This is a genomic window from Buchnera aphidicola (Cinara curtihirsuta), from assembly GCF_900698895.1.
In the GTDB taxonomy this organism is placed as follows: domain Bacteria; phylum Pseudomonadota; class Gammaproteobacteria; order Enterobacterales; family Enterobacteriaceae; genus Buchnera_F; species Buchnera_F aphidicola_AX.
Window position 1 is genome coordinate 350,665 of the sequence record NZ_LR217700.1, and the last position, 23,915, is coordinate 374,579.

Annotated in this window: 18 protein-coding genes, 2 tRNA genes, 2 rRNA genes and 1 other RNA gene; 11 read left to right on the forward strand and 12 right to left on the reverse strand. The window is 23.8% G+C overall.

Annotated elements, in window-relative coordinates:
• The first annotated feature begins 23 nt into the window (after positions 1-23).
• From lon to BUCICURT3053_RS01550, 4 genes are all read left to right on the forward strand, one after another.
• Positions 24-2,372 (forward strand): endopeptidase La, encoded by a 2,349-nt coding sequence (lon, locus tag BUCICURT3053_RS01535; protein WP_154061258.1) that lies wholly within the window; start codon positions 24-26, stop codon positions 2,370-2,372.
• A gap of 141 nt (positions 2,373-2,513) precedes the next feature.
• Positions 2,514-4,340 (forward strand): SurA N-terminal domain-containing protein, encoded by a 1,827-nt coding sequence (locus BUCICURT3053_RS01540; protein WP_154061259.1) that lies wholly within the window; start codon positions 2,514-2,516, stop codon positions 4,338-4,340.
• A 133-nt stretch (positions 4,341-4,473) separates the two neighbouring features.
• The gene (locus tag BUCICURT3053_RS01545; protein WP_154061260.1) at positions 4,474-6,213 is read left to right on the forward strand and encodes an ABC transporter transmembrane domain-containing protein; all 1,740 of its coding nucleotides are present in this window, start codon (positions 4,474-4,476) and stop codon (positions 6,211-6,213) included.
• Between the two features lie 41 nt (positions 6,214-6,254).
• The gene (locus tag BUCICURT3053_RS01550) at positions 6,255-8,006 is read left to right on the forward strand and encodes an ABC transporter transmembrane domain-containing protein (RefSeq protein WP_154061261.1); all 1,752 of its coding nucleotides are present in this window, start codon (positions 6,255-6,257) and stop codon (positions 8,004-8,006) included.
• Between the two features lie 47 nt (positions 8,007-8,053).
• On the opposite strand, the gene ffs is transcribed toward BUCICURT3053_RS01550, so the two are convergent.
• Positions 8,054-8,139: signal recognition particle sRNA small type (ffs, locus tag BUCICURT3053_RS01555), an RNA gene on the reverse strand.
• A 155-nt stretch (positions 8,140-8,294) separates the two neighbouring features.
• On the opposite strand from ffs, the gene dnaX reads away from it, so the two are divergent.
• From dnaX to BUCICURT3053_RS01575, 4 genes are all read left to right on the forward strand, one after another.
• On the forward strand, positions 8,295-9,422 hold the full coding sequence (gene dnaX / locus BUCICURT3053_RS01560; RefSeq protein ID WP_154061262.1) for a DNA polymerase III subunit gamma/tau: 1,128 nt from the start codon (positions 8,295-8,297) through the stop codon (positions 9,420-9,422).
• A 110-nt stretch (positions 9,423-9,532) separates the two neighbouring features.
• Positions 9,533-9,838 carry a YbaB/EbfC family nucleoid-associated protein gene (locus BUCICURT3053_RS01565; protein WP_154061263.1) on the forward strand — a complete coding sequence of 102 codons (306 nt, stop codon included), beginning with the start codon at positions 9,533-9,535 and terminating at the stop codon, positions 9,836-9,838.
• Between the two features lie 91 nt (positions 9,839-9,929).
• Entirely contained in the window at positions 9,930-11,804 is a 1,875-nt protein-coding gene (gene htpG, locus BUCICURT3053_RS01570) for a molecular chaperone HtpG (protein WP_154061264.1), read from the forward strand.
• A 76-nt stretch (positions 11,805-11,880) separates the two neighbouring features.
• Complete coding sequence (locus BUCICURT3053_RS01575) at positions 11,881-12,537, forward strand: adenylate kinase family protein (protein ID WP_232037254.1); 657 nt, start codon at positions 11,881-11,883, stop codon at positions 12,535-12,537.
• Between the two features lie 10 nt (positions 12,538-12,547).
• Here the strand turns inward: BUCICURT3053_RS01575 and BUCICURT3053_RS01580 are convergent.
• Together BUCICURT3053_RS01580 and cysS are read right to left on the reverse strand one after the other, a co-directional pair.
• Positions 12,548-12,622, reverse strand: a tRNA-Arg gene (locus BUCICURT3053_RS01580).
• 314 nt (positions 12,623-12,936) lie between these two features.
• Positions 12,937-14,346, reverse strand: coding sequence for a cysteine--tRNA ligase (gene cysS / locus BUCICURT3053_RS01585; RefSeq protein WP_154061265.1), 1,410 nt, complete (start codon positions 14,344-14,346; stop codon positions 12,937-12,939).
• 255 nt (positions 14,347-14,601) lie between these two features.
• On the opposite strand from cysS, the gene ybeD reads away from it, so the two are divergent.
• Positions 14,602-14,865, forward strand: coding sequence for a DUF493 family protein YbeD (gene ybeD / locus BUCICURT3053_RS01590; RefSeq protein WP_154061266.1), 264 nt, complete (start codon positions 14,602-14,604; stop codon positions 14,863-14,865).
• 89 nt (positions 14,866-14,954) lie between these two features.
• On the opposite strand, the gene cspE is transcribed toward ybeD, so the two are convergent.
• The 5 genes from cspE to aroE form a co-directional block, all read right to left on the reverse strand.
• Positions 14,955-15,164 carry a transcription antiterminator/RNA stability regulator CspE gene (cspE, locus tag BUCICURT3053_RS01595; protein ID WP_025369112.1) on the reverse strand — a complete coding sequence of 70 codons (210 nt, stop codon included), beginning with the start codon at positions 15,162-15,164 and terminating at the stop codon, positions 14,955-14,957.
• Between the two features lie 229 nt (positions 15,165-15,393).
• A 5S ribosomal RNA gene (rrf, locus tag BUCICURT3053_RS01600) occupies positions 15,394-15,509 on the reverse strand.
• 35 nt (positions 15,510-15,544) lie between these two features.
• Positions 15,545-18,474 (reverse strand): 23S ribosomal RNA (locus tag BUCICURT3053_RS01605).
• 133 nt (positions 18,475-18,607) lie between these two features.
• Positions 18,608-18,679, reverse strand: a tRNA-Glu gene (locus tag BUCICURT3053_RS01610).
• Positions 18,680-18,855: 176 nt separating this feature from the next.
• Positions 18,856-19,701, reverse strand: a complete 846-nt coding sequence (gene aroE / locus BUCICURT3053_RS01615; RefSeq protein WP_172598440.1) for a shikimate dehydrogenase — start codon at positions 19,699-19,701, stop codon at positions 18,856-18,858.
• Between the two features lie 154 nt (positions 19,702-19,855).
• On the opposite strand from aroE, the gene def reads away from it, so the two are divergent.
• Both def and fmt read left to right on the forward strand, forming a co-directional pair.
• On the forward strand, positions 19,856-20,305 hold the full coding sequence (def, locus tag BUCICURT3053_RS01620) for a peptide deformylase (RefSeq protein WP_154061268.1): 450 nt from the start codon (positions 19,856-19,858) through the stop codon (positions 20,303-20,305).
• A 39-nt stretch (positions 20,306-20,344) separates the two neighbouring features.
• On the forward strand, positions 20,345-21,301 hold the full coding sequence (gene fmt, locus BUCICURT3053_RS01625; RefSeq protein WP_154061269.1) for a methionyl-tRNA formyltransferase: 957 nt from the start codon (positions 20,345-20,347) through the stop codon (positions 21,299-21,301).
• A gap of 106 nt (positions 21,302-21,407) precedes the next feature.
• Here fmt and rplQ read toward each other — a convergent pair whose 3' ends face one another.
• The 4 genes from rplQ to rpsK form a co-directional block, all read right to left on the reverse strand.
• Positions 21,408-21,770, reverse strand: coding sequence for a 50S ribosomal protein L17 (gene rplQ, locus BUCICURT3053_RS01630; protein WP_154061270.1), 363 nt, complete (start codon positions 21,768-21,770; stop codon positions 21,408-21,410).
• Between the two features lie 70 nt (positions 21,771-21,840).
• Positions 21,841-22,830, reverse strand: a complete 990-nt coding sequence (locus BUCICURT3053_RS01635) for a DNA-directed RNA polymerase subunit alpha (RefSeq protein ID WP_154061271.1) — start codon at positions 22,828-22,830, stop codon at positions 21,841-21,843.
• 31 nt (positions 22,831-22,861) lie between these two features.
• Positions 22,862-23,482: a 30S ribosomal protein S4 gene (gene rpsD, locus BUCICURT3053_RS01640; RefSeq protein ID WP_154061272.1), complete on the reverse strand. Its 621-nt coding sequence runs from the start codon at positions 23,480-23,482 to the stop codon at positions 22,862-22,864.
• 32 nt (positions 23,483-23,514) lie between these two features.
• Entirely contained in the window at positions 23,515-23,895 is a 381-nt protein-coding gene (gene rpsK / locus BUCICURT3053_RS01645; RefSeq protein WP_420021834.1) for a 30S ribosomal protein S11, read from the reverse strand.
• Between the last annotated feature and the right edge of the window lie 20 nt (positions 23,896-23,915).

Below are 23,915 nucleotides of genomic sequence, written 5' to 3' on the forward strand. Positions count from 1 at the left end.
AAACATTGAAAAGAGAGATACATATGAATTCTGAGTATTCAGAAAATGTTAATATTCCAATATTGCCTTTACGAGATATTGTAGTATATCCGTATATGGTTACTCCTTTATTTATCGGTCGTAAAAATTCAATTAAATGTATAGAATTTGCTATGCAAAATGATAGAAAAATACTCTTAATTACACAAAAAGAAGCAAAAATAGAAAAACCAAAAAAAAATGATTTATTTAAGATTGGAACAGTTGCAAAAATTTTACAAATATTAAATTTACCTGACGGTACTATAAAAATAGTAATAGAAGGAAAAAAAAGAGCAAAAATAAGAAATATAAAAAAAAATGATAATTACTATTTAGCTAACATTAAATATATAAAATCTAAAAAAATACAAGAAAAAGAAAAAAAAGTATTAATTAAAACTACTATTAATCAATTTAAAAGATATATTGAATTAAATAAAAAAATATCAATGGAAATTTTAGATTCATTGAAAAAAATTAGTAATATAGAAAAATTAAGTGATGTTTTAGCATATCATATGCCTTTAAAAATAAATGAAAAACAAAAATTATTAGAAATGTCATATACAAAAAAACGTTTAGAATTTATTATTGGAATAATGGAATCTGAAATTGATCTATTAAAAATAGAAAAAAACATAAGAAATAGAATTAAACAACAAACAGAAAAAAATCAAAGAGAATATTTTTTAACAGAACAAATGAAAGCAATTCAAAAAGAATTAGGTGATTCAGAAAATTCTATTGATGAAAATGAAAAATTAAAAAACAAAATAAAATTAGCAAAAATGCCCAAAGAAGCTAAAAAAAAAACACAAGCAGAATTAAGAAAATTACAAATGATGTCTCCTATGTCAGCTGAAGCAACAGTTGTCAGAAATTATGTTGAATGGATGATACAAGTCCCTTGGAATAAAAAAAGTAAAATAAAAAAAAATATTCAAACAGCTCACAAAATTTTAAATATTGATCATTTTGGATTACATGATGTAAAAGAACATATTTTAGAGTACTTAGCAGTTCAGAATCGAATAAGAAAAATCAAAGGTCCTATTCTATGTCTAGTAGGCCCTCCAGGAATTGGAAAAACTTCATTAGGAAAATCAATTGCTAGAGCAACTGGTAGAAAATACATTCGTATGGCATTAGGAGGAATAAGAGATGAAGCTGAAATTAGAGGACATAGAAGAACATACATTGGTTCTATGCCTGGAAAATTAATGCAAAAAATAACTAAATCAGGTGTAAAAAATCCTTTATTTTTACTAGATGAAATTGATAAAATGGCATTCGATATACGTATAGATCCAGCTGCTGCTTTATTAGAAGCGTTAGATCCCGAACAAAATAATTCTTTTAATGATCATTATTTAGAAATAGATTATGATTTATCAGAAGTAATGTTTATTGCAACTTCTAATTCTATGAATATACCAGCGCCATTATTAGATCGAATGGAAATCATTCAATTATCGGGATACACTGAAGAAGAAAAAATAAATATTGCAAAAAAATATCTACAGCCAAAACAAATGAAAGAAAATGCTTTAAAAAAAGCAGAATTATGTATTCAAGATAACGCATTAATAAATATAATTCGATATTATACAAGAGAATCAGGAGTTAGAAACCTTGAACGATCTATATCAAAAATTTGCAGAAAGTCAGTTAAAAAAATTTTACTAGAAAAAGATATTAATAATATAAATATTAATAAAAAAAATTTAAAAAATTATTTAGGTGTTAAAAAATATACGTATGGAAAAATCAATCAGAATAATGAAATTGGACAAGTAATAGGATTAGCTTGGACAGAAATGGGGGGTGATTTATTAACTATTGAATGTACATGCATCCCCGGTAAAGGTAAACTACTATATACTGGATCTCTCGGAAAGGTTATGCGAGAGTCTATTCAAACCGCCTTAACAGTTGTTCGATCACAAGCTAAAAAATTAGGTATTAAAAAAGATTTTTATAATAAAAGTGATATTCATGTACATGTTCCTGAAGGTGCTACACCGAAAGATGGGCCGAGCGCAGGAATAACTATATGTACTGCTATAGTATCATGTTTAACAAATAATCCAGTTAAATCTGATATTGCTATGACTGGTGAAATTACTCTTCGAGGTCAAGTGTTAAATATTGGAGGATTAAAAGAAAAATTAATAGCAGCACATAGAGGAGGAGTTAAAAAAGTTTTAATTCCATATGGAAATAAAAGAGATTTATCAGAAATACCTAAAAATATTCTTTCTAATTTAAAAATAAAACCAATACAAAAAATAGAAGAAGTAATAACGCTGTCTCTAGAAAAGAATCCCTACATTAACAATTTAAATAAATAAAAAATGTGAAAAAAAATTGAATAAAGTTATACTTTATACAATATAGCTAGAAGAATAGTATATTCTTACTAGCTAAAAAATTTTAAAAATAGAAAATTTATGTAGTAATCAAAATGATTTAATTAAAAGGTTAATGTTACCATGTCTTTATCAAAAAACTTTTATAAAAAAATGATTTTAATAATTATTACTACTATTATCATATCATCTATAATACTCAGTAATATTTCCGGACTTTTTATAAATCAAAAAGAATTACCTATTATAAATATCAATAAAGAAAAAATTTATCCCAAAATATTACAATTAAGCTATAATATTATTAAAAGAAAAAAAAACACTAATATTAAAAATATCTTAGAAAATAAAATAAGTAAACAAGAATATAAACAATATATTCTTCAACAAATTATTATAAAAATAATTAATGAATCTCTTTTAAAACAATATGTAGACATCATAGATCTAAAAATGTTAGGAAAATACGTAAAAGAATTAATTTATTCTTCAAAATATTTTCATGTTAATAATTCTTTTAATTATATTAAATATTTTAAATTTATTAATTTTATTATGTATTCACATAATCAATATATTAATGTACTAAAAAAAAAAATAGCAGTACAATACTTAATAAAAATATTATTAAAATCAATTATAATTTTAAAACAAGATATATTTAATAAATTAAAAAAAATAATAAATAAAAAAAATATACAAATTTCTAATTTTAAAATTGATTTAACAAAGTTAGAAAAAAAAAATAATATTAATGACATCAAAAAATATTTTTATTTAAATAAAGAAAAATTCTATGTACCTTCATCTACTATTATTCATGTAGCTAATTTTAAAAAAAAAACACGAATAAAAAATAATAATATTCAATCATTAATAAAAAATATAAAAAAAAAATTAATAAAAAAAAAATATAATTTTAATCTTATTAAAATTGATCCTACTACAATAAAAAATTTTTTTTTAAAAATACCTCAAATAAAGAAAACCAATAAAGAAAAAAAAAACAAAGAAATAAATTATATAAAATTAGAAGAAATAAAATTAAAAAGTATACCTAAAATTATAAAAAAATTTCAATTAAAAAAAAAAGGAGATTATTCTAAAATAATATTTTATAAAAATAATTTTTTTATTTTTAAATTAAATTCTATACAAAAAACAAATAATAAAAATATACATAAAATTAAAAATTATGTTATTAAAAAAATTAAATATCAAAAAAATATTTTTAAAAAAATAATTTTAAATAATACGTTATATATTTTGTTAAATAATAATAATATAAAATTAAAAAATTTATTACCAAAAAATTCTATTAAGATATATAAAAAAAAAATAATAAAATTTCCAAAACAAATTAAAAATTATTATTTAAACAATTTTAATAAATATATAAAAAAAAACTTTTTTTATAAAAAAAAACCATATTTTAATCCAAATATACAAACATATATCAATAAAAAAAAACATATTTATTTATTAAAAATAAAATCATATATTAAAAAACATTTATTAGATAAAAAAATAGTTTATAAAAAAATATTAAGTGATTTTTTATTAAAAAAAATATATACAAAAAATTATACATCTATAAAAAATTTCTTACTAAAAAAATACAACAAAAAAAAATTCTTTTTTAATAAAAATCCTATATATGTTTATAACCCTCAAACATTATTTTTTAATAATAATGATGAAATAAAAAAAATTATTAAACAATTACCGGTTATAAAAAAGGATCATTATATATATATTTTTTTTAAAAAATCTAAACAAAAAAATTATTTAATAATTTTTAAAAAAGAATTTTTTAAAAAAATAAATAAAACAGAAAAATATTTAATCAATCAGCAAATTAAACAATATCTAAAAATAAAAGTAATTACAGCAATTTTACAAAATTTATATAAAAAATCTAAAATAACGTATAATTCTAATATAGAATAATATATTTTAAAAAAATATAAATTTAATAAAAATTAATAAAATAATTATTTATACATATATTTTTATATAAAATTAAATATTATTTTATTTTCTTAAAAAACTATCCTATTCATGATAAAAATAAGGTAATTTTGTGAAATTATTTAAAGAATTAAAATGGTATTTTATACAAGAATGGAAACGATATACAGGAACATGTATTCTTTTAATGATAATTACGTTTTTACAATTACTACCAGCTAAAATTATTGGATCTATTATTGATTTAATATTAACTAATAAAGCTTCTAATCAAGATGTAATAATAAAAATTATACAAATAATTTTAATATCTACAATAATTTATATACTAAAATATTTTTGGAAAATTTTATTATTTAGTTCATCATATCATCTAATTTCTCAATTACGAATAAAATTTTGTTCTGCTTTATTAAAAAAAAATTCAATATTTTATTCAAAATATAATAATGGAGACCTAATATCTAGAGCTACAAATGATATTGAAAGAGTAGTTTTTTCTATTGGAGAAGGCATATTAACAATAGCTGATTCTTTTATTACAGGAATTTCAATTTTTATAGTAATGTGTATACAAATAAACTGGAAATTATCTTTTTTTTCATTACTTCCAATGCCTATTATGGCTATAATTATTAAAAAATGTGGAAATAGATTATATTCAAAATTTCAAAAATCACAAAAATATTTTTCTATTTTAAATAATCAAGCTCAAAATAGTTTAAATAATATACATATGATACGAAATTTTCAGTTAGAAAAAACAGAAATGAAAAAATTCTCTAAAGCAGCAAGTAATGTTAAGAAAAAGGATTTTCAAGTATCTAAAATAGACGCTCAATTTAATCCTATTATTCATATTTCAATTGCTATGTCTAATTTATTTGCAATTTTAGGAGGCAGTTTTTTAATTACAAAAGAACAAATAACTTTTGGTCAATTAACAAGTTTTATTTTATATTTAGGATCTATGATTTGGCCAATTCTAGCATTTGCATGGATGTTTAACATTTTAGAAAGAGGTAATGTATCTTGGAAAAGAATACAAGAAATAATAACAACAAATAAAAAAAAACCAAAAAAAAATAATAATATTAATAAAATTAATATAAAAAATAATTTATATATAAATATAAAAAAATTTTCTTACCCTGAAAGGAAAAAAAAATCATTAAAAAATATAAAATTAGAAATACCAAGTAATACTACCTTAGGTATTTGCGGCCCAACTGGATCAGGTAAAACTACTTTAATTCGCTTAATTCAAAAACATTTTAAAATACCATTAGGATATATAAAATATAATCAATATGATATAAAAGATATATATATAAAAGAATGGCGTAAAATAATATCAGTAGTTAATCAAACACCATTTTTATTTTCTGATAGTATTTTTAATAATATTAAATTTGGAAAAACAAATTCTTCAATAAAAGAAATTAAAAATGCAGCTAAATTAGCATGTATACATGATGATATAAAAAAATTACCCCAAGGATATAATACTCAAGTAGGAGAAAAAGGAATTAAATTATCCGGAGGACAAAAACAACGTATTACAATTGCTAGAGCATTTTTAATTAAATCTAAAATTTTTATTTTAGATGATCCTTTATCATCTGTAGATCATGATACAGAACACAAAATTATTAGAAATATAAAAAAATATACACAAGAAAATAAAATAACTACTATTATAGTTACTCATAGATTATCCATTTTAGAACAATTTAATAATATACTTGTTTTAAAAAAAGGAGAAATTTTACAAGTAGGTTCACATAAAAAATTATTATCTGAAAAAAATTGGTATTATGAAATGTATAATTATCAAAAATTTAAAAAATAAAATATACACTTTCATATACTTTAATAAAAATAGGAAAAAAAATGGAAGGTCAACAATACTCTTCATGGAAGATAATAAAACGATTATTATCTTATTACAAAAAAAAAAAATATTTATTATTATTATCATGTATATTAATTTTATTAGCAACAATAACAGAAATTTCTAGTCCTATTATTCTTAGTAATTTTATTAATAACATTTTAAAATATCATATATTAAAAACAAAAAAAAATTTATATTTAGTTAGTTTTTTCATAATGTTACAAATATTGTCATCATATTTTAATTATTTTTATACGGTATATTTTGGTAAAATATCTACTGAAATTATTCAGGAATTAAGAATAAATATAATGAATATTGCATTACAACAACCTATGAAAGTATTTAATCAAAAACCAATAAATTCAATAATAACAAAAATAACAAATGACACAGAATCAGTAAAAGAATTTTATGAAACAATTTTATCTTCTTTTTTAAAAAATTTTATATTATTTTTAATAATTTTAACATCTATGTTTATCTTAGAATGGAGAATGGCTTTAATCAGTTCTCTTATGATACCTATAGTTTCTATTATAGTTATAATTCATCAATACTATAGTAAACCAATAATTAAAAAAATAAAATCATCTCTATCTGATTTAAATAATACAATTAACGAAATTATTAATGGAATTACTATAATTCAACAATTTAATCAAGAAAAAAAATTCATCGAAAAAATTAACTTCATTAATAATGAAAGTTATTTAAATAGAATAAAAACATTAAAAATAGATAGTTTGTTATTAAGACCATTATTAAATTTAATATCTTCTATTGTTTTATCCTGTATAATCATGACATTAAAGTTATTTCCAATGGCAATTATAAAAATCAGTATCATACATACTTTTATAAATTATTTAAGACATTTAAATGAACCTATAATTGCCATTACAGGTCAACAATCACTATTACAACAAGCTATTGTCTCTTCAGAAAGAATTTTTAAATTTATTGATTCTCCAATAAAAACATACGGAAATAATATTTCATCATTAAAAACTGGAGAAATAAATTTTAAAAATGTATATTTTACTTATCCAGGAACAAAAAAAAGAATTTTAAAAAATATTAATATAAATATTCCAAATAGAAGTTGTATAGCATTAGTAGGAAAAACCGGAAGCGGGAAAACTACTTTATCTAATTTAATTTTAGGACATTATACTGTTACAAGAGGGGAAATATATATAGATAAAAAACCAATAAATTCTTTATCAAATACAATATTACGTAAAAATATTTCTATTGTTCAACAAGAACCAACAATTTTATATGATAGTTTAATTAATAATATATCTCTTAATAGAGAAGTAAAAGAAAAAAAAGTTATTAATGCGCTATATAAAAGCCAATTAAAACAACTAGTCGATATATTACCGAATGGATACATGTCAATAATTGGACAAAATAATGATTCTCTTTCACAAGGACAAAAACAACTAATAGGTATTGCTAGAATATTAGTTTCTAATCCTAAAATACTAATTTTTGATGAAGCAACTGCTAGTATAGATTCTGAATCTGAACAAAAAATACAGAAAATATTATCTTCTATTCAAAAAAAATCTACAGTAATAATTATAGCTCATAGATTATCTACAATAATAAATTCTGATATAATCATAGTACTAGATAAAGGAAGAATAATAGAAACAGGAAATCATAAAGAATTATTAAATAAAAAGGGATTGTATTATAGAATGTTTACATACCAACATCATTACAAAAGTATTTAATTATATAAAAAAATAAATAAAAAAATAATTTTAATATAACCTGTTAGGGTAAATTATAAAACCTATATCTTTTAATTTGGCTGCTTCCTTCCGAACCTGACCAGTTAATTAAAAGTAAATAGAATTAAAATTAAACCCTAACAGGAAATTTTAATAATTAAAAAAAATTATTAATAAAAATAAAATTTATTTAAATAATATTTTTTATTAATATACCATATAAATTTTTAAAAATATATATTTTTAATATAAAAATTTAAAATTAAAAAATCTTTAATCTGGAGAAAAATGAAATATAAAATATTATCTAATCAATGGAGACCTCAGATTTTTAATCATATTGTAGGACATAAATATGTTATACGCATCATTAAAAATAGTCTTGATTTAAATAGAATCCATCAAGCCTGGTTATTTTCAGGAATACACGGAACTGGGAAAACAACAATAGCACGAATATTAGCTAAAAGTTTAAATTGTAAAACCGGAATTACATCTAAACCATGTCGAAAATGTTCAAATTGCATTTCAATAGAAAAAGGAAATTTTTTAGATTTCATAGAATTAGATGCAGCTTCTAAGACTAAAATAGAAGATATCAGGGTCGTGTTAGATACAACGAAATACCCACCTATGGAGGGAAGATTTAAAATTTATTTAATTGATGAAATACAGATGTTATCTAAACATAGTTTTAATGCTTTGTTAAAAATATTAGAAGAACCACCAAAATATATTAAATTTATTTTAGCTACTACAGATTTAAATAAAATACCTGAAACAATTATTTCACGATGTCTTCATATACATCTTCCATATATTACATCTAATAATATATTTAATTATTTAAAAAAAAAACTCAAAAAAGAAAATATAAAAATTAATAAAAAAACTTTAAAAATAATATCAAATTCTGCAAATGGAAGTATTAGAAATGCACTTAATACTCTTGAACTTGCTATTTGTTCAACTAAAAATAAAATAATAAATACAAAAAAAATTAATAAATTATTAGGTATTTTTGATAAAAAAAAAATATTTATATTAGCTGAAAATATTATTGTTAATAATATTCATAAAATATTAAATATACTAGATAATATAGAAAAAATAGGTATACAATATAATAATATTGTATCATCATTAATTATTTTTTTTCATAATTTATCTATAGTAAAGATCACTACATCAAAAAAAAATTATATAATAAATAATTTATCAGAATATAATAAAAATATTTATTTTTTATCTAAAAAAATTTCCTTTAAAGATATACAAATTTATTGTAAAATCCTTATTCAGGGAGAAAAATATATGAAATACGCACCTAATCCTAGAATTGGTATAGAAATAATATTATTTCAGATATATCAATATATAAAAGAAAAAAATATATCTAATAAAATTTGTTTATAAAATAAATAATATTTTATAATATAAATATTTTTAATTTAAAACTTAATATTATAAATAAAATAATAAAATATTTATTTATAACAAAAATTCTACTTAAAAAAAGAAAAAAAATGTCTACAAACGAAAAAATTAATGAAATATTTAAACAAGCTCAGAAAATGAAAAACAAAATAGCAGAAATACAAAAAGATATTAGTAATACAAGTATTACCGGAAAATCAGGAGCTGATTTAGTAACAGTAATTATGAACGGAAATTATAACTGTAAGTCTATCAAAATTAATGATGAACTCTGGAATGAAAATAATAAAATATTATTACAAGATTTAATTACATCAGCAATTAATGACGCTATTAAACAAATTACAAAAATGCAGAAAAAAAAATTATCACTAAAATCTAGTTTTATAAAATAAAGTACAAAAAATCAGTTATAATATATTTTTAATAAAATTATCTCTATAAAATAGAGATATTAATTTAATAAATAAAGAAATAGGATTTAAAATGAAAGATAAAAAAAAAACAACTCATATTTTTCAATCAGAAGTAAAAGAATTACTACATCTTATGATTCATTCTTTATATTCAAATAAAGAAATATTTTTAAGAGAATTAATATCTAATGCATCTGACGCAATAGAAAAAATAAGATTTGAAAAATTATATAATCCAGAAAAATACTCAAAAAATAACTATATACCTAAAATACAAATTTCAATCAAAAAAACAGAAAAACAAATTATTATTTCAGATAATGGTATTGGAATGACCTACAAAGAAGTTATAAAAAATTTAGGTACAATAGCTAAATCTGGAACAAAATCTTTTTTAGAAAAAATTAATAATATAGAAAAAAAAGAAAAAAATGAATTTATTGGCCAATTTGGAGTAGGATTCTATTCATCTTTTATAGTTTCTGAAACTGTTTCAGTGTATACAAAACATGCATCAAATAAAGAAAAAAATGGAACACTATGGATATCTAATGGAAAAGGAGAGTATTCAGTAGAAACTATTCCTATGGAGGAATATGGAACAAAAATTATACTATTATTAAAAGATTCAGAAAAAGAATTTTTAGAAAGCTGGAAAATTAAACAAATTATAAAAAAATATTCTGATCACATTTCTATACCTATTGAAATAGAAAACTATGATAAAAAAACTAAAACTATTTCTTGGGAAAAAATTAATGAAGCACAAGCTCTATGGACACAAAATAAAAATAACATTACTAAAGAGTCCTACCAAAAATTTTATACATATATTACTCATGATTCCGAAAAACCACTAATATGGAGTCATAATAGAGTTGAAGGAAACCAAGAATATATTAATTTATTATACATTCCTAAAAAAGCAACATGGGATATGTGGCATAGAGAAAATAAACATGGTTTAAAATTATATGTAAAACATATATTCATAATGGATGAAGCTACACAATTTCTTCCAAATTATTTACGTTTTGTAAAAGGTATAATAGATTCTCAAGATCTTCCTCTTAATATTTCTAGAGAAATACTACAAGATAGTTCTATTACTCATATTTTACGTAAATCATTAACAAAACGTGTTTTAAACATGTTAAATACATTATCAGAACAAGAAAAAAAACAATATCAAGAATTTTGGAATGTATTTGGATTAGTAATAAAAGAAGGATTAGCAGAAGATTCAGAAAATCAAAAAACAATTTCAAATTTATTAAGATTTTCTTCTATTCAGACAAAAACAAAAGAACAAATATTATCTCTAAAAGAGTATACTGATAATATGATAGAAGGACAAAAAAAAATTTATTTTATTACTGCAGATAGTTATAAATCAGCTTTAAATAGCCCACACTTAGAAATATTTAAAGAGAAAAATATTGATGTTTTATTATTATCAGACAGAATAGATGAATGGATGATGAATTATCTTATTGAATTTAATAAAATTCAATTTCAATCTGTAAGTAAAGCAGATCAATCGCTTGATGATCTTGTATCAAATAAAAAAATTGATACCAATAAAAATAAATTTGACAATTTTATTGAAAAAATAAAAAAAGTATTAAATAATAAAGTTAAAAATGTACGTATTACTTATCGTTTAAAAAACACACCCGCAATGGTATTAACAGATTCAAATGATATGAGCACTCAAATGGCAAAGATATTTAGTGCTGCAGGACAACCAGTTCCTAAAATAAAATATATATTAGAAATTAATCCTATACATCCTTTAATTAAAAAAATCAAAAAAATAGAAGATCAAGAAATATTTTCTAATTGGATTGAAGTATTATTTGAGCAATCTATTTTAGCAGAAAAAGGTAATTTAGATAACCCTCATTTATTTATTAATAGAATTAATAAATTATTTTTATTATAAAAAATTTATCTTTATTGAATTACAAAATTAAAATTATTTATATAGTGAAATCATTTTTTTAAAGGGAAATTTCATTATGATACGTATTATTATGCTGGGAGCTCCTGGAAGTGGAAAGGGTACACAGACACAATTATTATCAAAATACTTTGATATACCTTTCATTTCTACTGGAGAAATATTACGTCAAGAAATAAAAAAAAATAAAAAAATACGTAACTATATAGAAGATACTATTAATCAAGGAAAATTAGTAAAAAACTCTTTTATTATAGAATTAATTAAAAAAAAAATTCAAGAAAAAAAATACTACAATGGATTTATACTTGATGGATTTCCAAGAACTATTGAACAAGCGAAATCATTAAAAAAAAATATTAAAATACAATATATAATACACTTAAAAATTAAATATTATTCTGTAATAAATAGAATTAAAGGAAGGTTAATACACGAACCTTCAGGTAGAACATACCATGAAATATTTAATCCGCCAAAAAAAAAAAATAAAGATGATGTAACAGGTGAATTATTAAATAAAAGAAAAGATGATAATGAAAAAATTATTATAAACCGATTAAAAGAATATGAAATATATACTAAACCATTAATAAAATGGTTCAAAAAAGAAATAAAAAATAATATTGGATATTTAGAAGTTAATTCTAATGCATCTATTAAATATATAAATAAAAAAATAATTAATTATATAAATAATAGTAAAAAAAAATAACTATTTTTTTTGCGCTCTACAGGATTCGAACCTGTAACCTACAGCTTAGAAGGCTGTTGCTCTATCCAAATTGAGCTAAGAGCGCGAAAAATAAAATTTAATATCTATTATTATAGAAATAATATAAAATAAATATCAATAATTTAACTTATAAAAAACTATTAATTATTTTAATAAAAACTTAATATAAAAGTATTATTTTTATAATTTTTATAAAACATAATATATTTTAATAAATGTATTAAAATGTCTAAATAAAATTAAAAAACTTAATTTAAGATAATCAAAAAATTAAAAATTAATTTTTTAAAATATATTTAAAAAAATTAATATATAAATATATAAAATTATTTTAATATAATTTAATTATATTTAATAAATAAAAAATTAAATAAATTATTAATTTATAAATCTATATGTTGAACTATTAACATGATCTTCAACAACTACTCCTAAAGTTAATAATTTTTTTCTAACAATATCTGCTAAATTCCATTCTTTATTAATACGATAAGAATTTCTTAATTTAACTAAAATTTCAATTATATTAATTTGACTGGAAGACTGATTTTTATTTGTAAACAAAAAATCCTTTGGATTATAATTTAATAAACCTAAAATATTACCTAATTTAACAAGATCAGCAGCTAATACATTAGCTAAATAAATATTACTTTTTTTAATTTTATTTACATAATGAGATAATTTTTGAAGTATTAAACATGCTTTAGGTGTATTAAAATCATCATTCATAGCATCATAAAATTTATTTATAAATACATTTCGTAATTTAATTTCATAATTAGCTTTAACATGAAAATTAGTTATACAATTTAATAAAGACATATATATTTTTTCTAAAATATTTTTAGATAAATATAAATTTTTTTCTAAGAAATATAACGGATGTCGATAGTGAGTAGATAAAAAATAATACCTAATTACTTCGGGATTATATTTATTCAATAAATAACGTATAGAAACAGTATTTGATAAAGATTTTGACATTTTATTATTATCAATAATTACCATCCCAGAATGCATCCAAAAATGAACAAAAAAATCATTTTTAAAACTTTTTAATTGAGCTAATTCATTTTCATGATGTGGAAATAATAAATCAACCCCTCCTCCATGAATATTGACTTTTCTTTTAAAGAATTTGTTAATAATAGCTGAACATTCAATGTGCCAACCAGGACGACCGGGACCCCATGGAGATGTCCAAAACGGTTCATTTGAACCTATATTACGTTTCCATAAAACAAAATCTTTAGAATAAATTGAATTCGAATTATTAATATTTTTATTTTCATAAAAACAACAATTATTAATTCTACGAGATAATAATCCATAATTTTTATATCTAAAAATAGAAAATAGTATATCACCATTATCAGATATATAAGCATAATTTTTTTTTAATAAAATTTTTATTATAGATATAATATCTGATATACATTCTGTAACTCTAGGCTCTTTATTTGGATGTAATAAATTTAAACATAAAAAATCTTCATGCATTAATTTAATCATACGTTTTACAAAAAAACTTATTGATTCTTTTTTTTTTTTTGCTCTATAAATTATTTTATCATCAATATCAGTAATATTCCTAATATAATAAGTTTTATATCCTAAATTTTTTAAATAACGTACTATTATATCAAATATAATAAATGTACGTGCGTGACCAATATGACACATATCATATACTGTTACACCACATACATAAATATTTATTTGTTCTGTAAATAAAAAATCAAATTTTTCCTTTTTCTTTGTTAAAGTATTAAAAATTTTTAACATATTAATGCTCTTAACACTTAAAATACAATTTATATTGTAAAAAAATTAATTAATTAATTATACAAATATATAAAAATATTTTATTTATATTAATGATTTTATTTAATAGTAAAATACAATATAATATATAAATAAAAATTTAATTAAAATAATTTTATTATTAAAAAATAAATTAATATTTTATAGAAGAAATTTCAAAAGAAGAGATAAAAAAAATAGCAAAATTATATAAAATATAATCAATAAGAGATAAAAATGAAAAATAAACTAGAAAAAATTTTAAAATTTCCATGTACTTTTACTTATAAGGTAATAGGTTTAGCTCAACCAGAACTAACAAATAACATTATTAAAATAATACAACAACATATACCTGGAGATTATGCTCCTCAAATAAAATCTAGTAACAAAGGAACATACTTATCTATTTCTATAACTATTTGTGCAAAAAATTTTACACAAATAAAAAATCTATATACAGAGTTAAGTAAAATACACTTAGTAAGAATGGTTCTATAAACAATTTTGCGATGCGAGTTTAATAATTTTCGCACCGCAAAAGTACTACTAACATTAAATAAATAAAATTTTTTTATTTCAAAAATTTATTATAAACTAACAACATTAGCAGCTGACGGCCCTTTTGCGCCTTCGGTAATTTCGAACTCAACACTTTGACCTTCCGCCAAAGTTTTAAATCCGTTGCTTTGGATAGCAGAAAAGTGAACAAAAACATCTTTGCTTCCATCTTCCGGAGTAATGAAACCAAAACCTTTTGATTCATTAAACCATTTTACATTACCTTTAATCTTGGACATCTATATATTACCTTAGAGTGAAAAATTTAAACTAAAACTTATACCTACAGTTAATACATTATTTATTATAATAAATAAATCTAGTATAGATTAGTAATATATTAAATAAAATACAAAAACTTTACTAAAGAAATATTTAAATTAAATTAAAAAATTTAAAAAAAATAGATATAAATAAGAATATAAAAATTTTAAAAAATATGATAGAAAATTAAATAAAAAAAACAATACCTGGCAATGTCCTACTCTCACACAAGGAGACCTTGCACTACCATTGGCGTTGATACGTTTCACTTCTGAGTTCGGAATGGATTCAGGTGGTACCATAACACTATTATTGCCAGGTCTTATTTTTTTTAGAAAAACACCTCTGGTGTTGTAAGGTCAAGCCTCTCGGGTCATTAGTACTAGTTAGCTCAACATATTACTATGCTTACACACCTAGCCTATCTACGTCGTAGTCTCCAACGTCCCTTCAGTAAATATATTTACATATATCACAGGGAAAACTAATCTTGAGGCGAGTTTCGTGTTTAGATGCTTTCAGCACTTATCTCTTCCGTATTTAGCTACCGGGCAATGCCATTGGCATGACAACCCGAACACCAGAGATACGTCCACTTCGGTCCTCTCGTACTAGAAGCAGCCCCTCTCAATTTTCCTACGCCCACGGCAGATAGGGACCGAACTGTCTCACGACGTTCTAAACCCAGCTCGCGTACCACTTTAAATGGCGAACAGCCATACCCTTGGGACCTGCTTCAGCCCCAGGATGTGATGAGCCGACATCGAGGTGCCAAACACCGCCGTCGATATGAACTCTTGGGCGGTATAAGCCTGTTATCCCCGGAGTACCTTTTATTTGTTGAGCGATGGCCTTTCCATACAGAAACCACCGGATCACTAAGACCTGCTTTCGCACCTGCTCGCATTATCACGCTCGCAGTTAAACTGGCTTATGCCTTTGCACTAACCTTACGATGTCCAACCGTAATTAGCCAATCTTTGTACTCCTCCGTTACTCTTTGGGAGGAGACCGCCCCAGTCAAACTACCCACCAGACACTGTCTCTATATCGGATAACGATATAAGGTTAGAAAACCAATGTTTATAGGGTGGTATTTCAAGGTTGACTCCATTAATACTAGCGTACTAACTTCTCTGTCTCCCACCTATCCTACACAATAAAAACCAATTCTCAATGTCAAGCTATAGTAAAGGTTCACGGGGTCTTTCCGTCTTGCCGCGGGTACACTGCATCTTCACAGCAAATTCAATTTCACTGAGTCCTGGATGGAGACAGCCTGGCCATCATTACGCCATTCGTGCAGGTCGGAACTTACCCGACAAGGAATTTCGCTACCTTAGGACCGTTATAGTTACGGCCGCCGTTTACCGGGGCTTCACTCAAAAGCTTTAGGTTTCCCTTAACTTCATCAATTAACCTTCCGGCACCGGGCAGGCGTCACACCGTATACGTCCACTTTCGTGTTTGCACAGTGCTGTGTTTTTAATAAACAGTTGCAGCCAGCTGGTATCTGCGACTAACTTAAGCTTCAAAAGTAAATTTTTACACTTATATGTTAGCGTGCCTTCTCCCGAAGTTACGGCACTATTTTGCCTAGTTCCTTCATCCAAGTTCTCTCAAGCGCCTTAGTATACTCTACCTAACCACCTGTGTCGGTTTCGGGTACGATTTAAATTTTACCTATTGCTTAGAGGATTTTCTTGGAAGCTTGGTATCAGTTACTTCATTATTTACATAATTCGTATTCGTATCTTAGATTTATATAGAAAATCGGATTTTCCTAATTTTCCATCCTACATACTTAAACCGAGACTACCAACACCCGGATAACCTAACCTTCTCCGTCCCCCCTTCGCAGTAAAAATAAGTACTAGAATATTAACTAGTTTCCCATCGACTACGCCTATCGGCCTCGCCTTAGGGGTCGACTTACCCTGCCCCGATTAACGTTGGACAGGAACCCTTGGTTTTTCGGCGAACAGGTTTTTCACCTGTTTTATCGTTACTCATGTCAGCATTCGCACTTCTGATACCTCCAATATTTTTTTCAAAATATCTTCACAGGCTTACAGAACGCTCCCCTACCCAATAAAAAAAATCTTTACTGCCGTAGCTTCGGTACATAATTTAGCCCCGTTATATCTTCCGCGCAAGCCGACTAGACCAGTGAGCTATTACGCTTTCTTTAAATGATGGCTGCTTCTAAGCCAACATCCTGGCTGTTTATGCCTTCTCACATCGTTTCCCACTTAATTATGATTTAGGGACCTTAGCTGACGGTCTGGGTTGTTTCCCTCTCCACAACGAACGTTAGCACCCGCTGTGTGTCTCCCGTGATAACATTCTTCGGTATTCGGAGTTTGCGTTGATTTGGTAGGCCGGGATGGCCCCCTAGTCAAAACAGTGCTCTACCCCCGAAGATGAGTTCACGAGGCGCTACCTAAATAGCTTTCGGGGAGAACCAGCTATCTCCCGGTTTGATTGGCCTTTCACCCCTAACCACAAGTCATCCGCTGATTTTTCAACATCAGTCGGTTCGGTCCTCCAGTTAGTTTTACCCAACCTTCAACCTGCTCATGGATAGATCACCGGGTTTCGGGTCTGTATCTTGCAACTATAAAAAAATCGCCCATTTAAGACTCGGTTTCCCTACGGCTCCCTAAAATAAGTTAACCTTGCTACAAAATACAAGTCGCTGACCCATTATACAAAAGGTACGCAGTCACTTTTCAAATAATTAAAAGCTCCTACTGATTGTACGTATTTGGTTTCAGGATCTATTTCACTCCCCTAACCGGGGTTCTTTTCGCCTTTCCCTTACGGTACTAGTTCACTATCGGTCATTCAGGAGTATTTAGCCTTAGAGGATGGTCCCCCTATCTTCAAACAAGATTTCTCGTGTCCCGTTCTACTTTTTGAATTCCAGAAAAAAAATACTTCATATACAGGACTATCACCTTGTATCGTTAATTTTTCCAAATTATTCTACTATATTTTTATTCTTTTATAATTCTAGGCTTTTCCCATTTCGCTCGCCACTACTAAGGGAATCTCAATTGATTTCTTTTCCTCAAGGTACTTAGATGTTTCAGTTCCCTTGGTTTGCTTTATTAGTCTATTAATTCAACTAATAATGACGTTTTTAACGCCGGGTTTCCCCATTCGGAAATCATCGGATAATAACGCTTCATATCAGCTAACCGATGCTTATCGCAGATTAGCACGTCCTTCATCGCCTCTGAATGCCAAGGCATCCACCAAACACGCTTATTCTGCTTAACCTTACAACCCACAGGTGTTTTTCTAAATTTCAATCATATCCAAATTTTTAAAGAACATTAAAGTCAATCTTTTTTTTATTACAAAATAATTATATCATATATTTTTTTTTAGTATACAAAAATATTTTAATTTTTGTCCTCTAGGGGATTTGAACCCCTGTTGCCGCCGTGAAAGGGCGATGTCCTAACCACTAGACGAAGAGGACTAAAAAAAATAAAATAATCATTAATTTTTAATGTTACAGAATGAATTAAAAGTGTCAAGTGTTTTTTATATTTTTTATAAAAATAAATATAAAAACAAATTTTTTTTAATAATTTATTTAACTATTTCAATAAAAAATATTTTTTTTAAAATTTATTTTTAATATAAATTAAAAATTTATATAATTAACTTTAAAAGATCAATATTTTTTTTAATATTCGGTAATATTTTAAACCATAAAAAACATGAATAAGCTGCTTGAGCTACTAGCATGCCCAAACCGTCAGAGTAATATTTACTACCCAAATATTTACATAATGATAAAAAAGGAGTTAACAATCTTTTCTTAGAATAAGAAATATCATAACATCTTGTATCAGGAAAAATTAATTTTTTAGGAAAAATTGGATATTTATCATCTAACCCGCAAGAAGTAGCATTAATAATAATGTCAAATTTATTTTTATATGAATAATCTGAAAAAATAAAAATTTTTCCAAAACATTTAAATCTTTTCACTAATTTAATAGAATTAATAATTGTTCTATTTAACACAAAAATACAACATTTTTCCTTTAATAAATGATATACAATAGAATAAGCTACACCTCCGGATCCTAATAATAATACTATTGTATTATTTTTTTTTAAATATTTTAAACGCTTTAAATCATATATTAAACCAATTCCATCTGTGTTATCACCTAAAAAATTATTATCCTCAACTTTTACTAAAGTATTTAAAGAACCAGAAATATATGCTTTTTTACTATATTGATTAGGAATTCTAAATGAATCTCTTTTAAACGGCACAGTAATATTACATCCATAACCACCAGAATTAAAAAATTCTACTACATTTTTAAAAAAATTTGATTTTGTACATAAAAAAGAGCTATAATTATAGTTTATTTTTATATCTCTAGAAAAATTTCTATGAATAACTGGTGATAAAGAATGTTTTACTGGATTACCAAATAATCCAATATATTTTATTTTTTTTTTTAATTTTTCTTTTTCCATGTTGTTTCCTAAGATTTTCATAATTATTTTTAATAAAAATATAAATTATATAAAAAAAAATAAATTTTTATAATTATATAGTTTTACTTATATTTAAAAAATTTCATTATAAAAATTAACAAATACATTTAACTGATATATATAAATAATATTTATGTCAATACGCAAAATTTTAAAATTTCCAGATTATCGTTTACGGTTAAAATCGAAACCAATCAAAATAATTAACTACAAAATAATAAAAATAATACGTGATATGTTTGATACAATGCATGCTAATAATGGAATTGGATTAGCTGCACCACAAATAAATATATTAAAAAAAATTATTGTGATTAGTTCATTAGAACCTAATCAGTCAGAATTAATTTTAATTAATCCTATTATTTTAAAAAAAAACAAAAAATATATTCGTACAGAAGAAGGTTGTTTATCAATTCCTAAAAAAACAGCTGTAATTAATCGATCAAGTTATATAAAAATAAAAGCAATTGATCATCTCGGACAACTGTTTATATTAGAAGCGAGATCATTATTATCTATCTGTATTCAACATGAAATGGATCATTTAATCGGGAAACTATTTATAGATTATATTAATTAATAATTTATTTTTTATACATTAATCTATTTATATCATAAAATGTCAAAAAAAATATTAAAAATTATTTTCGCGGGTAGCAATGATTTTTCATTAGCACATCTATACTCATTATTTTATTCAAAATATGTTATATCAGCTGTAATAACCAAACCAGATAATTTATATTGTAAAAAAAAAGATAATATTTTTTCCTCCATTAAAAAATTTGCAATTAAAAATAATATTAAAATATTACAACCAACTAATCTACTAAAAAAAAATTTTTATCAATCTATTTTAGATATAAAAGCAAATATATTAATAGTATCATCTTATGGATCTATTATACCAAAAAAAATTCTAAAATTATTTCCCTTAGGGGGGATTAATATACATGCATCTTTATTACCAAGATGGCAAGGAGCTGCCCCAGTACAATGGGCAATATTATCAGGAGACAAGAAAACAGGTATTAGCGTAATAAAAATGAATTCTAATATTGATTCAGGGAAAATAATTTATACTTTGTCCTGTCCTATTAATTCAACCGATACTACTATAACATTATGCGCAAAACTAATTCCAATTTCATTACAATGTATGTATCAATCTCTAAATATTATAAATAATCCAAATAGAAAACAATATCTCAAACAAGATAACAAGATTAAAACTATTGCTCCAAAAATACAAAAAAAAGATTCTAGAATCTATTGGTCACTTTCTGTAAGAAAAATAGATCGATTAATTAGAGCGTTTACCCCTTGGCCTGGTTGTCAATTTTTAATAAATGATTATTTTATAAAAATAAAAAAACATTCAATTATATCATTTAATAAAAATAATTTTAATTGTGGAGAAATTATAAAAATAAATAAAAAAGGGGTACAAATAAATACTAAAAAGGGAATATTAAATATAGAAAAAATACAAATACCAGGAAAAAAAACTACACATATTAGTCAAATTATACATACAAAAAAAAAAATATTTATTAAAAATACAATACTTAAATAATATTTAATATTTTAAAATATCAAGATTATCAAAAAGAACGGCATAAATATGCCGTTTTTATTAAACTTATAAATTGAAAAATTAATTAAAATTTGTTTAATAATTTTTAAAAATTTCGACCTACTAATTCTATATATGCTATAGTAGCATTATCACCTTTCCTAAAACCACATTTTAATATACGTAAATAACCACCTGGTCGAGAATAAAAATAAGGTCCTAATTCATGAAATAATTTTTTTACTGTAAAAATATTACGAATTCGAGAAAATACTAATCTACGATTAACTATCGTATCATATTTAGATAATGTAATAATTGGTTCAACAAAACGACGCAGTTCCTTTGCTTTAGGTAAAGTAGTTTTAATATATTCATGTTTAATCAATGAACATGTCATATTTTTTAACATAGATTTTAAATGACTACGCTTTCTATTTAATAATCGTCCTGTTTTTCTATGTCTCATAATATTACTATCCCATCAAAAATTGAAAAATTTTTAATATATTTTTAAAAATATTTTATTTAAAAAAAACTTAATCTTCTATTAGAATTTTAGGTGGCCAATTATCTAATTTCATTCCTAATGACAAACCTCGAGATGCTAATATATCTTTAATTTCAGTTAATGATTTCTTTCCTAAATTAGGAGTTTTTAATAATTCTACTTCAGTTCTTTGTACTAAATCACCAATATAATGAATACTTTCAGCTTTTAAACAATTAGCAGATCGTACAGTTAGCTCTAAATCATCTACAGGACGTAATAAAATAGGTTCAAATTCAGGTTTTTCTTCTTTAATTTCTGGCTCACGAATACCTCTTAAATCTATAAAAGATTCTAATTGATCAGCTAAAATAGTAGCTGCTTTTTTAATAGCTTCTTCCGGATCAATAGTTCCATTAGTTTCCATATCTATAATTAATTTATCCAAATCAGTTCTCTGTTTTATTCGAGCAGATTCAACATTATAAATAATGCGTTCTATAGGACTATATGATACATCTAGAAATAATTTACCAATAATTCGATTATTTTTATTTAAATCTTTACTAGATTTAGCTGTCATATACCCCCTTCCACGCGCTACTTTCATTCTAATATCAATAGAAACATTAGGACAAGTTAGATTACAAATAATATGTTTTAAATTTACAATTTCTATAGAAGAATCATAGTCAATGTCTGAAGCAATAACTGGACCCACACCACTTTTTTTTAAATGTAATATAACTTCATCTTTTCCAAATAATTTTATTGATAAACCTTTTAGATTTAATAATATATCTAATATATCTTCTTGTACTCCTTCTTTATGCATATACTCATGTAATATACCATTTATTTCAACTTCTGTAACAGCACATCCAGACATAGAAGATAATAAAATTCTCCTTAAAGCATTTCCTAATGTATGTCCAAAACCACGCTCTAATGGTTCTAAAGTAATTTTTGATCGTGTAGTGCTTATCTGTTTAATATCTACTAATCGTGGTTTTAAAAAGTCTTCTACAAAATCCTGCATTATTCTGCTCTCTAAATATAAGTTATTTATATTACTTAGAATATAATTCTACAATTAAATGTTCATTAATATCAGAGGATAAATCATCACGTTCTATAGCGCGTAATAAAATTCCTTCCATTTTTTTATAATTTATATCTAACCAAGAAGATTTTTCACGCTGATTCATAATTTCTAAAGAAGCTTTAATTCTTAATTGATTTTGAGATTTTTTAAAAATAGATATTCTATCATTTATAGAAACTTGAAAAGAAGGAATATTTACAATTTTATCATTAACGCAAATAGATTTATGACTAATTAATTGACGTGATTCAGCGCGAGTAGCACCAAAACCCATACGATATACAATATTATCAAGACGTTTTTCTAATAAAAACAATAAATTCTGTCCAGTATTTCCTTTTAATTTAGAAGCTTTTTTATAATAATTATGAAATTGTCGTTCTAATATTCCATATAAACGACGTAATTTTTGTTTTTCTCTTAATTGTTTTGCATATTCAGATAATCGTAATTTTCGAGATCCATGTTGACCGGGAAATTGATCGATATTACATTTAGATTCAATAGATCGAACACCAGATTTTAAAAATAAATCTGAACTTTCTCGTCGACTTAATTTTAATTTAGGACCTAAATATCTTGCCATATTTATATTTCTCTTTTTTATTTTAAATAAAACTACACTCTACGTTTTTTAGGTGGTCGACATCCATTATGAGGAATAGGAGTAACATCCTTAATGTTAGTAATACGAAAACCTGAAGCATTTAAAGCTCGAATTGTTGACTCTCGACCAGGTCCTGGACCTTTAACCATTATTTCTAAATTTTTTATTCCATAATCTTTTACACGATCTGCACATTTTTCTGCTGCTATTTGTGCTGCAAATGGAGTTGATTTTCTTGAACCTCTAAATCCAGAACCTCCAGAAGTTGCCCAACCTAATGTATTACCTTTACGGTCAGTAATAGTAATAATTGTATTATTAAAAGAAGCATGAATATATGCAATACCATCTAAAATTTGTTTTTTTATATTTTTTTTAGAATTACTTACCATTTTTTTTGACATAATAAATT